At 52.1% G+C, this 12967-nt stretch carries 12 protein-coding genes; 2 read left to right on the top strand and 10 right to left on the bottom strand.

The window, feature by feature from the left end:
- From ACR9YC_RS00295 to ACR9YC_RS00340, 10 genes are all read right to left on the bottom strand, one after another.
- Entirely contained in the window at positions 1-1224 is a 1224-nt protein-coding gene (locus ACR9YC_RS00295) for an aminotransferase class V-fold PLP-dependent enzyme (RefSeq protein ID WP_438728571.1), read from the bottom strand.
- On the bottom strand, positions 1221-1631 hold the full coding sequence (locus ACR9YC_RS00300) for a hypothetical protein (protein WP_438728573.1): 411 nt from the start codon (positions 1629-1631) through the stop codon (positions 1221-1223). The genes ACR9YC_RS00295 and ACR9YC_RS00300 overlap by 4 nt, the downstream gene beginning before the upstream one ends.
- A complete protein-coding gene (locus tag ACR9YC_RS00305; RefSeq protein WP_438728574.1) occupies positions 1631-2392 on the bottom strand; it encodes a SufD family Fe-S cluster assembly protein in 762 nt (253 codons plus the stop codon). Before ACR9YC_RS00305 ends, ACR9YC_RS00300 begins: the two co-directional genes overlap by 1 nt.
- Before the next feature lie 146 nt (positions 2393-2538).
- Complete coding sequence (gene sufC, locus ACR9YC_RS00310; protein WP_438728576.1) at positions 2539-3282, bottom strand: Fe-S cluster assembly ATPase SufC; 744 nt, start codon at positions 3280-3282, stop codon at positions 2539-2541.
- Positions 3269-3655 carry a hypothetical protein gene (locus tag ACR9YC_RS00315; protein WP_438728578.1) on the bottom strand — a complete coding sequence of 129 codons (387 nt, stop codon included), beginning with the start codon at positions 3653-3655 and terminating at the stop codon, positions 3269-3271. The genes sufC and ACR9YC_RS00315 overlap by 14 nt, the downstream gene beginning before the upstream one ends.
- Positions 3656-3797: 142 nt before the next feature.
- The gene (sufB, locus tag ACR9YC_RS00320; RefSeq protein WP_438731874.1) at positions 3798-5297 is read right to left on the bottom strand and encodes a Fe-S cluster assembly protein SufB; all 1500 of its coding nucleotides are present in this window, start codon (positions 5295-5297) and stop codon (positions 3798-3800) included.
- Between the two features lie 20 nt (positions 5298-5317).
- Positions 5318-5818: an SUF system Fe-S cluster assembly regulator gene (locus ACR9YC_RS00325; protein WP_438728580.1), complete on the bottom strand. Its 501-nt coding sequence runs from the start codon at positions 5816-5818 to the stop codon at positions 5318-5320.
- Between the two features lie 116 nt (positions 5819-5934).
- Positions 5935-6810: a hypothetical protein gene (locus ACR9YC_RS00330; RefSeq protein ID WP_438728582.1), complete on the bottom strand. Its 876-nt coding sequence runs from the start codon at positions 6808-6810 to the stop codon at positions 5935-5937.
- A gap of 44 nt (positions 6811-6854) precedes the next feature.
- On the bottom strand, positions 6855-7673 hold the full coding sequence (locus tag ACR9YC_RS00335; RefSeq protein ID WP_438728584.1) for a DUF6597 domain-containing transcriptional factor: 819 nt from the start codon (positions 7671-7673) through the stop codon (positions 6855-6857).
- A gap of 247 nt (positions 7674-7920) precedes the next feature.
- A complete protein-coding gene (locus ACR9YC_RS00340; protein WP_438728585.1) occupies positions 7921-9852 on the bottom strand; it encodes a DUF885 domain-containing protein in 1932 nt (643 codons plus the stop codon).
- A gap of 192 nt (positions 9853-10044) precedes the next feature.
- Between ACR9YC_RS00340 and ACR9YC_RS00345 the strand changes: the two genes are divergently transcribed.
- Positions 10045-11094 carry a quinone-dependent dihydroorotate dehydrogenase gene (locus ACR9YC_RS00345; RefSeq protein WP_438728587.1) on the top strand — a complete coding sequence of 350 codons (1050 nt, stop codon included), beginning with the start codon at positions 10045-10047 and terminating at the stop codon, positions 11092-11094.
- A 55-nt stretch (positions 11095-11149) separates the two neighbouring features.
- Positions 11150-12880 carry a gamma-glutamyltransferase gene (ggt, locus tag ACR9YC_RS00350; RefSeq protein ID WP_438728589.1) on the top strand — a complete coding sequence of 577 codons (1731 nt, stop codon included), beginning with the start codon at positions 11150-11152 and terminating at the stop codon, positions 12878-12880.
- Positions 12881-12967 lie beyond the last annotated feature (87 nt).

Here is a 12967-nt window from a genome sequence, read left to right on the forward strand (position 1 = left end):
CTACCCGAAAATTTTTCTGACTCGCTCTACGCCTTTTACCAAGGCAGCGATATCGCTTTCATCGCTATACACACCAAAACTGGCGCGCGCGGTTGCCGGAACACCCAGATAGTCCATAAGCGGCTGAGCGCAATGATGGCCTGCACGAATGGCGACGCCATTTTCATCCAATATTGTCGCTACATCATGCGGGTGCACATCGCCAATCGCAAAGGACAATATGCCCGCGCTATCCTCCGGCCCGAACAGGCGCACCGTGTTGATGCTGCCTAAGGCTTCGCGTGCCTGCCGCGCCATCGCATTTTCATGCGCGGCAATATTCGCAATGCCCAGCCCTTCAACATATTGAATGGCTGCATCAAGCGCGGTTACGCCAACAATATGCGGTGTTCCTGCCTCAAAACGGCCAGGCGCAGGCGCAAATGTCGTGCCGTCAAAGCTAACGCGATCAATCATTGATCCCCCGCCCTTCCATGGCGGCATAGCGTTCAGCGTTTCATAAGGTGCCCATAAAACACCAATGCCTGTCGGGCCATAAAGTTTGTGCGCAGAGAAAACATAAAAGTCACAGCCCAGCGCCTGCATATCCAGTGCGATGCGCGGCGCGGCCTGACAGCCGTCCAGCAACAATTTGGCGCCCACTTTGTGCGCAATATTGGCAGCGTGCTTAACGTCGAGCACATAGCCCATGACATTGGATATATGCGCCAGCGCAACCAGCTTATGCTGCTCGGTCAGATGCGCTGCGATCCAGTCCAGATCAATCCGGCCATCGCTGGTCAAAGGCGCGACATCAATATGCGCACCTTTTTGCTCAGCCAATATCTGCCATGGCACGATATTGCTATGATGCTCCAATTGAGAGAGCATGATGCGGTCGCCTGCGCCAATATTCGCATGGCCCCAGCTTTGCGCGACCAGATTGATGCTGTCCGTTGCGCCGCTGGTGAAAACCACTTCATTCTCACTTGCCGCACCGATAAAGCCCGCCACACGCTTGCGCGCGGCCTCATAGGCCAAGGTCATATCGGCAGAGCGTGCATATACCCCGCGATGCACAGTGGCATAATCGGTGCTATAGCTTCGCGCGATGGCATCCAGCACCATTTGCGGCTTTTGTGATGTCGCTGCGGTATCCAGATAATGCCATGGCGCGCCATCGGGCGTAAACATGCCGGGAAAGTCCGCGCGGCGGCTGGTTTTAAGATTGGCAGGTGCGTTCATTGACTGTCTTCCAAATCATAGCCACGGACATCTTGATCAACTGTGTCATTAGCATCAATCTCTTCAGGGAATGGTGGGTTTTTGCCATCACGAAAATAATCGATCATCATATAGGCTACCAAATATTGCGCCTTATCCTTTAGTGCCTCGCTAATGTCAGCGTGGGTAAGGGATGGATCATTTTTTGCAAGCTGTGGCAATTGCTGCAAAGCTGCGTCTTGAATCTGGCAATCACAACTGGCCACAACCTTTTTGACTAACGTCCAATCCTCTTCTGCATCTGGAGCAACAGTCAGGTCGGCGAGCGTCTTTTGCGTAACTTGTTCAAGGCAAGCCATTGTCGCCGAATCCAGTTCAAGGGTCGGCGTGCCGGTTTGCAATAGCATCAAGGCAAGAAGCGCAGTCACTAAAGAATGGCCTCCAATGCTTCTAATGCGCGGTTTTCAATAGTTTCACGCGCAGCATCATCAGCAACCGATACAAATGCATCGGCGATAAAGGCTTGCAGCATCAATCGGCGTGCCGTCAGCGGGTCCAACCCGCGCGATGCCATATAAAATAGCGCCTGTTTGTCTAGCTCGCCCACCGTGGCACCATGCGCGCATTGCACATCATCAGCAAAAATCTCCAGCTCCGGCTTGGCATTGGCGGTGGCTGTACGCTCCAGCAGCATGGCCTTGAACGATTGTTCTGCATCAGTCTTTTGTGCGTGGCGCGCGACATTGACCTTGCCCAGAAAAGAGCCGGTTGCGCGTCCGCCCAGAACCGAGCGTACCACTTGATTGCTGGTTGCCTCTGGTTCGGCATGGGTAATTTCTGTGACGATCTCCAGCGTCTGCTCGCCTGTACCGATGATCGCGCCGCCCAATTCAAAATGCGCACCTCTGGCCAGTGTTACCTCAATATGCATGCGCCCATAATCATTATCGGCGGCCAGCAGGTGCAGCGCCATTTGTGCGCCTGCTTCCAAATGCACATGAAGATGGGTAACCGCCACACCGCCAATGGGCACTGGCTGAATAATCTGGCGGGTTTCGGATGTGCCGGCAGGGATTATGATCTGCTGCGGGCCAGAGGGCAGTTCGCCCCAGACAGCTTCCAATGCAGCCAGATCGCCATAGCGCCAGCTTTCATCACGTTTTGTGGGGAGGGGAAGGACATTGGTCATAAAATCTCACAGTTCCAAAATAACACCGTCAGGTCCAAAACAATACCGTTAGGGCCGAGCCTGTTGCAGCCCGTGTCGCGTAGCAAGAAACGCTGTTTGTTAAGCGCAGCGCTAACGGATTGTTTTGTATGTTCACGGTAATTTTCTTACGCGGCAATCGCCTCATATCCTTCATTTTCCAGCTGCAGCGCCAGTTCCGGTCCGCCAGATTTGACAATGCGGCCACCGGCCAGCACATGCACAAAATCCGGTTTCACTTCGTCCAGCAAGCGCTGATAATGGGTGATCAGCAAGACGGCTTTATCCGGTTGGCGCATGATGGCGTTGATCCCGCTGCCAACAATGCGCAGCGCATCGATGTCGAGACCGCTATCGGTCTCGTCCAAAATGGCCAGCTTGGGGTTCAAAATACCCATTTGCACCATTTCGTTGCGCTTTTTCTCACCACCGGAAAAGCCGACATTGACGGCGCGTTTCAGCATGTCCATGTCCATTTTCAGCAGGGCCGCCTTTTCCTTGGCCAATTTGATAAACTGCCCGCCGGACAATTCATCTTCGCCGCGCGCACGGCGCTGGCTGTTCAGGCTTTCGCGCAGAAATTGCAGATTGGATACGCCAGGTATCTCAACCGGATATTGAAAGCCCAAAAACAGGCCCGCTGCGGCACGTTCATGCGGGTCCATATCCAAAATATCATCGCCATCAAAGCTGGCGCTGCCTTCTGTCACATCATAACCATCGCGGCCGCCCAGCACATAGGACAAGGTAGATTTGCCCGCACCATTGGGGCCCATGATAGCGTGAATCTCGCCGGGGTTCAGTTCAAGGGACAGGCCCTTAAGAATAGGTTTGTCGCCAATAGAGGCATGGAGATTATCAATTTTGAGCATTATCGGATATTCCTTGTGAGATTCGAAAGTAGGTGCGGCTGCCTATTTCTTCGCCATTTTTTTCAAATCGACCAGAAGTCCAGCGCTCTGGGCGCTCCATGAACACTTCCCAAACCATTAAGCCAAAGCACATTGCAGACGCTTCGTAGCTGTGTCGAGCTGCTTTGGAGTAGATCGGGTAGAAAGGCGTGTCTGTCCAATCGTTCCCAGGCATCCAACCAGCAGTATGAATTTCGTCGCCATCGATAAGATTGTTAAGTTGTTGTTTTATAGAGGCTATCTCTTCACTAGAGAGTTGCGCCATAAAAGTGCGATATCGATCTATATAAGGAACAGATTCGATTTTTCCCCCCGTCATCATATCGTAGAGCATTAGCTTGCGCCTTCGTTTAATGATAGTATGATCGAACCAAACGATACCTCGCAGGTATTAGTTCTTAGAGCTGCAGATACTGCGACTTGTAGCATTGGATTCTCGCCTACGCGGGAATGACAGTAATAGACAGGTTGGAGCATCACCCAACACTCCCCTCCAGCGAAATCGCCAGCAGCTTTTGCGCTTCGACGGCAAATTCCATGGGCAGTTCTTTCAGCACTTCTTTGGCAAAGCCATTGACGATCAGTGCTACCGCTTGTTCTTCGTCCAGCCCGCGTTGCTGGGCATAGAACATCTGGTCGTCGCTGATTTTGCTGGTTGTCGCCTCATGCTCAATAGTGGCGGTCGGGTTTTTCACCTCAATATAGGGCACAGTGTGCGCGCCGCATTGATCCCCCAGCAAAAGCGAGTCGCACTGGGTAAAATTGCGCACATTTTCCGCGCCCGCTGCGACACGCACCAGACCGCGATAGGTGCCGTCAGATTTGCCCGCGCTAATGCCTTTAGAGATGATGGTGGAGCGTGTGCCCTTGCCATTATGGATCATCTTGGTGCCGGTATCGGCTTGCTGATAATTGTTGGTCAGCGCGACCGAATAAAATTCGCCAACACTATCCTCACCATTCAGCACGCATGACGGATATTTCCAAGTGATCGCGCTGCCGGTTTCAACCTGTGTCCAGCTGATTTTGCTGCGCTTGCCCTGACACAGGCCGCGCTTGGTAACAAAATTATAGATGCCGCCCTTGCCGTTTTCGTCGCCAGGATACCAGTTTTGCACGGTGGAATATTTAATCTCGGCATCATCCATCGCCACCAGCTCAACCACAGCGGCGTGGAGCTGGTTTTCATCGCGCATGGGTGCGGTGCAGCCTTCCAGATAGCTGACATAGCTGCCTTCATCAGCAACGATCAGCGTGCGTTCAAACTGGCCGGTATTTTCGGCATTGATGCGGAAATAGGTGCTCAGCTCCATTGGGCAGCGCACATTTTTGGGGATATAGACAAAGGTGCCATCGGAAAAGACAGCGCAATTGAGCGCGGCAAAATAATTGTCTTTGACCGGAACGACCTTGCCCAGATATTTGCGCACCAGATCAGGATATTCCTTAATCGCTTCAGAAATCGACATGAAGATCACGCCTGCTTTGCTCAGCTCTTCGCGGAATGTGGTGGCCACTGACACCGAGTCAAACACCGCATCAACCGCTACTTTGCGCGCGCCTTTGACATTGGCCAGAACCTTTTGCTCCTCCAGCGGAATGCCCAGCTTTTGATAGGTTTCAAGGATCACCGGGTCGAGATCGTCCAGACTGTCCAGCTCAATCTTCTTGGTTGGTTCCGCATAATAATAGGCATCTTGATAATCGATAGGCGGCACGTTGAGCTTGGCCCAGTCCGGGCTGGTCATACCCTGCCATTTGCGAAACGCAGATAGCCGCCAATCGAGCATCCATTCCGGCTCATTCTTCTTGCCAGAAATAAAGCGCACCGTATCTTCATTCAGACCTTTGGGCGCAAATTCCTGCTCAATATCGCTTGACCAACCATGTTCGTAAGTGCTCGCCTTTTCGGCAGCTTCCCATGCATCGGCATCACGTTCGCGGCTTGCCGCATCGCGTGCAGATTGGTCTTGCATCAGAATATTGTCATCGCTCATCAGGCTTTTTCCATCATATTGGGGGCGTTATTTTGGGTTTTCATAGTGCTGTCTAAAGGCATTTGCGCGGCGGGTTTGCGCGTCAAATCGGCTAGGCTGACCGCGTCCAGCGCATCACGGATGGCATTGTTCACGACAAACCAATGCGGTTTAACGCTGCAGCCCTGTTCAATAGCGCAGACATGCCCGCGCGTTTCGATACAATTGGTTATCGCGATAGGGCCGTCCACAGCCTCGACAATCTGGGCCAGCGTTATTGTTGCGGGTGGGCGCGCCAAGCGAATACCGCCGCCAGCGCCGCGCACAGTTTCTATCAGGTCAGCGCGCGCCAATGCTTGCAGCAATTTTTGCGCTGTCGGCAATTTAATGCCGGTTTCTTCAGACAATTGCCGCGCATTTTGTCGCGCTTTCGGGCCGTCAATCAGACCGCGTGCGCCGCAATGGCCCGCAGCGGCGGTCATCAAAACAACGGCATAATCGGCAAGGCTGGAAAGCCGCATTGCACACGAATCCTTCTAATAAGACCAAATCGCTCTTATTAGGGCAAATGCGTATCTATTGGCCAAATTGCAAGCATATTTTGTTGAGAAACTATGCCGGGAAGCGCTGATGATGGTTAGCGCTGGCTTGAAATACCCTGTGGCGGCATGGGTGCCTGATTCAAATCTGGCTCCAATTCACGAAAACAGGGCCGGTCCAGCACCATTTGCAGCAGCATTTCATCAGGAGACACAAGTTTTCCCGGTGATTTACCAGTAAAGTGTTTAATCTCCCGCACCATATGTGGCTGGTCGTAAAATGGGTCCAAAGCCTCGTCACAAATTTCACCATTGTTCAGGGTAATGGCCTGTGCTGCTCTTAAAGCTCTGATTTTGCGGGCTAGCATTTTGGGTGGGCCGCCAAAATAGCGATTGCCTATGCGGCTGAACCGGCGGCTGCGGGCTAGATCACCCTGGGTGAGCTGTTGCACATCTGGCGCCGGGCTGGATGCCAACCATTGGCGTAGCTCTTCTACGCCGCTGACCGTTCTTTTGCTGATCGGTCTGGCAGTAGCGGTGAAAAAATCGTCAAGAATCTGCTTTGTTTCGGCTATGCCACTTACCGCTGACAACAAAGCTGGCAGTTCTGCTGATTTTGGACCCAGAGCGGCCAAAGCGTCGTTTGCGCAATCAACATGTGCGCTGGCATCGCCTTTGATCAGCGCCCCGCCCCATGCCAAAGGCAGCAGCGAACAGCCGACAACATCTATCGGCCCTGTCAGCCGAATTTTTGCCGCTGCACTTCCCGGGCCAATAAGCGGGTTATTAAGTCCTGCCGGGCTGCGGCTACCATCATGAAATTCCAGATATCCATCACCTTTTAGCCGGAATCGCAAGACGCCGATATCGGCCCTGTCAATTTCTTCAAAGACTTCATCATCTGAACGCACGCGATAATATAGTGAAAGCAGACTCTTCAAATGGGGTGCTGGTTCGGCAAATTCTATCTGCATAATGCCGCTCTCAAAATACGAATGTTACAAGGCGTTACTGAACGTTATGTCTTAGAAGTCAATGGACTTATCTCGTTGGCAAATTTTGACCGTTTGTCAATCAAAGGGGCCAGCAAACTGAAATTAGAACCCAATTTTGCCGGTGTTGTGCCAGTGAACAGTTTTAATTCCCTGATCATATGCGACTGATCATAAAATGCATCATAGAGATAATCATGATCGTCTTCATCATTTTCTGCCAATATGCGCGCGGCGCGTAAGGCGCGATATTTACGCGACAGATATTTTGGCGGGGTGCCATAAAAATGGTTCACTTTGCGCGCTAACTGGCGGGTTGATAGACCTGTCATACCACGGAGATCATCAAGCTCAGGCGAAGTATTTGATGCCAGCCAAGTGTCGATGATGCTCGTAAAGGCTAGCAATTCCGGCTTGGCTTCCGCAACCAGCGGTGTGAGAACTTCATCGGCAAGCTTGGCCATATCGGCGCTTTGGCTCATGGCCTGAAGCTGCGGCATATAGGCGCTTACGCCTTTAATGATGCTGTCCGCTTCGACAACTGAATCGCGCACGGTATTTGCTGGCGTGTCGGTCAGCAATCCCCAGCCAGCAGGTAATAAACCCATGCCAAACATGCGATATGGGCTGTTGGTAACATAGCGTATGGCGGTGCTGGTGGGCCCGACGATAGAGACGCCGCTCATTGGATAGCTTTTGCCGCGTGCAAAATGGACTGTGCCGCCCCCATGCAAGGAAAAGCGTAGCTGAGCCAGTGCAGCTCGCTCAATATCCTCAAAGCTTTCTTCTTTAAATTCAACTACGTAATAGACAGAGACATAGTCGCGAAGATGCTTTGCCGGCATTATATAATCTATTGATGGCATACGACCCTTAAGTGGCTTTTTTCACTTTAGCCTAATATGACAGCAAAAAAAAGGCGGTCAATCAAGCACCAAGCCTGAATGACCGCCGAAAAGTGAAAGAACTCCATATCTTGCTAGGAGCCCTTCGGGTCGCAAAAAGACTATTAGCGAGTCCGAAAGACAAAGAATTGGACAAAATGGACGTTGAAGCGATTTATAATGTACTAGCACACATGGCCTATAGAGACTATTTTTCGTTGTCGGTGATCCAACGATCCACCCTTTCTTCCATTATGGTCAATGGCACAGGGCCTGAACGAAGAATGATGTCATGAAAATCGCCATAGGTGAACCGACCGCCTAGCCGTTCTTGTGCTCTGGCGCGTAATTCTTTGATTTTCAGCTTACCAATCATATAGGCTGTCGCTTGGCCTGGGAAAACCACATAGCGTTCAATCGCTTTGCGGATATCACCATCAGGATTGGGCGTGTTTTCGGTCAGATAGGCAATGGCTTCTTCGCGGCTCCAGCGCTTATCATGAATGCCGGTATCGACCACCAAGCGACAGGCGCGCCATAATTCCATGCCTAATCGGCCAAAATCAGAATAAGGATCGGTATAAAATCCCATATCTTTGCCCAATTCTTCGGAATAGAGACCCCAACCTTCAGAATAGGCTGTTACGCCTCCAAAGCGACGGAAAGGCGGCAAATCGCCTAATTCCGTTTGAATGGCGAGCTGTAAATGGTGGCCTGGCAGACCTTCATGATAAGCCAGAGCCTCCAGTTCGGTTTTGGACATATCTTTCAAATTATACAGATTGACATAATAGGTGCCGGGGCGCGAACCATCAGGGGCGGGACGCTGATAAAATGCTTTACCAGCCGATTTTTCGCGAAATGCTTCGACAGGCTTCACCGTTAATGCTGCCTTGGGCAGTGTATTGAAGAATTTGGGCAGAGCTTTTTCCATTGCCGCTATTTTTGCATTGGCATCGGCCAGATATGCCTCGCGGCTATCATAGAAAAATTCGTCTGATGTTCGCAGTTTTTTGAAAAAATCCTGTAAGCTGCCTTTAAAGCCTACTTGGGCCATGATTTTGCGCATTTCACCATGAATGCGGGCGACATTATCAAGACCGATTTGGTGGATTTCATCCGCGGTTAAATTGGTGGTGGTGTAATTTTGCAAACGCTCTGCATAATATTCTTTGCCATTGGGGAAGCGCCAGATACCGTCGCCTTCGACCCCCATTGCCTGCTGGCGTTCCATTTCGGCGATCAGCTTTTTATATGCCGGGGCCATGCTGGTGAGCAAAGCTGTCCGTCCCTCTGCGATCAGCTGGTCTTTTTCGGCTTGCGCAATCTCTAGCTTGCCAACTTTTGCCTTAAGGTCTGCAAATAATGCCGAATCATCTCCATCGTCAAAAGGCGCGCCGCTGGTGATATTGCGTGCATCAGAGATAACATAGGGAAAAACCCAATCCGGCACGATCACGCCATTATTGGCGCGCTTCGCTGATGTTGCGATCAATTGATCCATTAAAGGCCCGATACCCTGCAAGCGCGATATATAAGCCTGTGCGTCCGAAACATTGGCGACGCGGTGAATATTGATCAGAAACGCCGGCAATTGTGCCTGAGCACCATTCATTTGATCAAAAATATAGTCGTTATCGCGAAAGGCGAAGGCGTTTTTGGAGCGCTCCATTTGATATTCAAACAGGCGGTAACTTAGCTGGTCGCTGGGCGATAATTGCGCTTGGTCAAAACGCTTGCGCATATTGGCCAGCGCAGTCTGACCGCGTTGAAAGTCAGCCAGTTCTTGCGCTTCGGACGGGTCATTCCATTTGCCATAATCCTCATCGCGAATACCGCGAAAAGCCTTGCCCAATGGCGATGCCGCCAGATTGGCTGCGTCTACATCTTCAAAAAATTCGGCCAAAGCAACATTGACATCATCCGCAACGGTAAAATCGTCACTCGCACTGGCCGAAGCCGTATTGCTGGTATCACGAATAACACCATCGGCCTGTGAAGTTTCCGGCTGCGGGCCGCTGGCTGAGACAATATTGCTGTCTGCGCCCATGCAAGCGGTGAGGGCCAGCAAGGGCAGGCTGCCAATGATAATATGTGTGGGAAGTTTGGAGGACCGAGTGAAGAAGCGACCAATAGCCATAAGGATACCTTTTCTGTTAAACGCCGCGGAGTATGATCGGAGCATGGCCCAATAAACGGCTGATTGCCCTTATGTGTAGTGCAGCCAATGCATTATGCGCAAGGTGCATGTCGTGTTTGGCAGCTTTTGCTGATCTGATGCGAGCCATGGCCTCTTGTCAGCCAGCATATCGGCTGGCAAAGGCTGCGCATCATGCTTTACTCACTCGCTCGCCCGTTTATTTTTAATCTTGATGCTGAAAAAGCCCATGGCCTGACATTGGCGGGCCTAAAGATGCTACCCATAGCAGGCGCTCCGGATTTTGATCCGATCCTGAAGCACAATGTTGCGGGTATAGATTTTGCATCACCGGTCGGCCTTGCGCCGGGTTTTGACAAAAATGGCGAAGTGCCCCGGACTATGTTGGGCCTGGGCTTTGGTTTTGCTGAGATTGGCACGCTGACACCCAAGCCACAGTCGGGAAATCCAAAGCCGCGTCTTTTCAGATTGGTGGAGGATCGCGCTGTCATCAACCGGCTCGGCTTTAACAATGATGGTCAGCCAGCGGCAATAGCACGGCTCCAGCGTGAACTGAAACGGCCATTGCCGGGTATATTGGGTATCAATATCGGGGCGAACAAAGACAGTCAGGATCGTATATCAGACTATGCCATCGGTGTGGCCAATATGGTGCCATTTGCTGATTATCTTACGGTCAATATCTCTTCTCCCAATACGCCAGGCCTGCGCGCGCTTCAGGATGAAGGCGCGCTGACCGATCTGTTGGACGGAGTAAATTCCGCTTTAGCAGAAGCGCAGCATGGCCATGTGCCTATATTCCTGAAACTGGCGCCGGATTTAGAGCCTGCGGATATTGATGCCATTGTCCGCATCGCGCTCGATAAAAAACTGGCTGCGCTAATTATCAGCAACACGACGATTACGCGGCCCGAGCTTGCATCCCGCCATGCGCAGGAGACTGGTGGACTGTCCGGCGCACCGCTGGCCAGTCTTGCCATGCAGCGGCTTAAAGATTTCCGCGCGGCTTCTGGCGGCCATATTCCGCTTATTGCAGTGGGCGGCATTGATAGTGCTGAATCAGCCTATGACCGCATTCGCGCCGGCGCGTCATTGATCCAGATCTATTCCGCCTTGGTCTATCACGGACCGGGCCTTGCGCGCACAATTAATGATGGATTGACCCGTTTGTTGAAGCGTGACGGCTTCACCAATATTGCCGATGCCATAGGGGTAGATGCTTAAGGCAAGGCCATCGCGTACTTGCCCTTAATCACCAAGGCTATTAACGATCAATATTATGAAAAAACAATTTTCCAGCTCTTTAGCTTTGGCGCTTGGCGCAATCTCACTGTCCTTAACCTCTTGTTCCGGCGTGCCCACCGGCAATGAGGCCAGCATTGCTGCGCCAGCGGAACCGCAAAGTCCGGGCATGGTGTCCGCTGCTGACCCAAGGGCCGCAGCGGCAGGACAGGAAATTCTACGCAAAGGTGGCAGTGCTGCAGACGCGGCAATGGCCATGATGCTGGCGCTAACGGTGGTGGAACCACAATCCAGCGGCATAGGCGGCGGTGGCTTTCTGCTCCACCATGATGCCAAAACTGGTCAGATCATGACGATAGACGGACGCGAAACTGCTCCTTCAGCTGCTGGTGAAGACCTGTTCCTTGACGAAGAAGGCAAACCGTTGGGCTTTCGCACCGCGTTTCAAGGCGGCCATAGTGTCGGCGTGCCGGGCAATATCCGCTTGATGGCGGAGACGCATAAGAAATGGGGAAAATTGCCTTGGGCCGATATCTTTGCGCCCGCCATTCGTTTGGCGGAGCAGGGCTTTGAAGTGAACCGCACATTGCAAGGGCGGTTGAGCAGGCTCAAAACCATTTGGGAGAATTTCCCCGAAGCGCGCAAAATTTACTGGGAAAATGGCGCACCGAAAAAACTCGGTGCCCGGGTTGTCAATCCTGACCTAGCGCAATTGCTACGCACGGTTGCAGCTGAAGGCGCTGACGCTTTTTATACAGGAGAGATAGCCGATAGCATTGTCGACACAGTGCAGAATGCGCCGGTAAACCCCGCAAGCCTGAGCAAAGCTGATCTGGCAAACTATCGCGCACAGACCCGCGATGCGGTATGTGCACCATACCGTGAATATACTATATGCGGCATGGGCCCGCCCTCATCTGGGGCAACAACCGTATTGCAGATATTGGGCATGCTGGAACGTTTTGATATGAAGGCGCTGGGCCCACGCAAGGCGCAAAGCTGGCATTTGATAGCCGAGGCTATGCAACTGGCCTATGCTGATCGCGAAAGCTATCTGGCTGATCCTGATTTCGTTTCTGTGCCGGTTAAAGGAATATTGGACCGCGATTATCTGGCCCAGCGTTCGGCTGGTATTTCACCAGATCGTGCGCGCGGTAGTTATGAAGCTGGCACGCCGCCGGGCGCGGAACCACGCACAGCGGCTATTTCGAGTGAAGTTGCTGGTACGACCCATTTCGTGGCGCGGGACAAAGACGGGAATATGGTGAGCATGACCTCTACCGTAGAAGGCCCTTTTGGCAGCCAGTTGATTGCGTCGGGCATGTTTCTCAACAACGAATTGACCGATTTCACCTTTGCACCAATGAAAAATGGCGCACTGGTGGCCAATCGGGTTCAGCCCGGCAAGCGTCCGCTATCCTCTATGTCGCCGACAATCGTGTATAAGGATGGCAAGCCAGTGCTGGCATTAGGCTCTGCTGGCGGTAAGCGCATCATCATGCACGTCACCAAAACATTGATTGGCTATATTGATTTTGATCTGCCCATCGATCAGGCCATCGCATTGCCCAATATTTATTTTGGCGGCGATGCCGTGCTGGTTGAGCAAAATAGCTATCTCGCCGCTATGGCTCCAGAAATTGCCGCATTTGGCAAAACTGTGGTGGCATCTGGTCTACCATCAAAGGTCAATGCCATTTCTTATACTGAAAATGGCTGGGTTGGTGCCGCCGACCCGCGCAGTGAGGGCGTTGCACTGACAGAGTAAACCTGCTCAGCATGATAAAAGACCAGACGCACTATATTTGATGCAAAAGGCCCCGGCACAGTCTTTAAACCGTGTCGGGGCCTTAAC

This window comes from Parasphingorhabdus sp. DH2-15, from assembly GCF_051668705.1.
Classification (GTDB): Bacteria; Pseudomonadota; Alphaproteobacteria; order Sphingomonadales; family Sphingomonadaceae; genus Alterisphingorhabdus.

Coding starts and splice junctions, on each gene's coding strand:
- ACR9YC_RS00295 (WP_438728571.1), bottom strand. CDS start 1,224: ATGAACGCACCTGCCAATCTTAAAACCAGCCGCCGCGCGGACTTTCCC.
- ACR9YC_RS00305 (WP_438728574.1), bottom strand. CDS start 2,392: ATGACCAATGTCCTTCCCCTCCCCACAAAACGTGATGAAAGCTGGCGC.
- sufC (WP_438728576.1), bottom strand. CDS start 3,282: ATGCTCAAAATTGATAATCTCCATGCCTCTATTGGCGACAAACCTATT.
- ACR9YC_RS00315 (WP_438728578.1), bottom strand. CDS start 3,655: ATGCTCTACGATATGATGACGGGGGGAAAAATCGAATCTGTTCCTTAT.
- sufB (WP_438731874.1), bottom strand. CDS start 5,297: ATGCAAGACCAATCTGCACGCGATGCGGCAAGCCGCGAACGTGATGCC.
- ACR9YC_RS00325 (WP_438728580.1), bottom strand. CDS start 5,818: ATGCGGCTTTCCAGCCTTGCCGATTATGCCGTTGTTTTGATGACCGCC.
- ACR9YC_RS00330 (WP_438728582.1), bottom strand. CDS start 6,810: ATGCAGATAGAATTTGCCGAACCAGCACCCCATTTGAAGAGTCTGCTT.
- ACR9YC_RS00335 (WP_438728584.1), bottom strand. CDS start 7,673: ATGCCGGCAAAGCATCTTCGCGACTATGTCTCTGTCTATTACGTAGTT.
- ACR9YC_RS00340 (WP_438728585.1), bottom strand. CDS start 9,852: ATGGCTATTGGTCGCTTCTTCACTCGGTCCTCCAAACTTCCCACACAT.
- ACR9YC_RS00345 (WP_438728587.1), top strand. CDS start 10,045: ATGCTTTACTCACTCGCTCGCCCGTTTATTTTTAATCTTGATGCTGAA.
- ggt (WP_438728589.1), top strand. CDS start 11,150: ATGAAAAAACAATTTTCCAGCTCTTTAGCTTTGGCGCTTGGCGCAATC.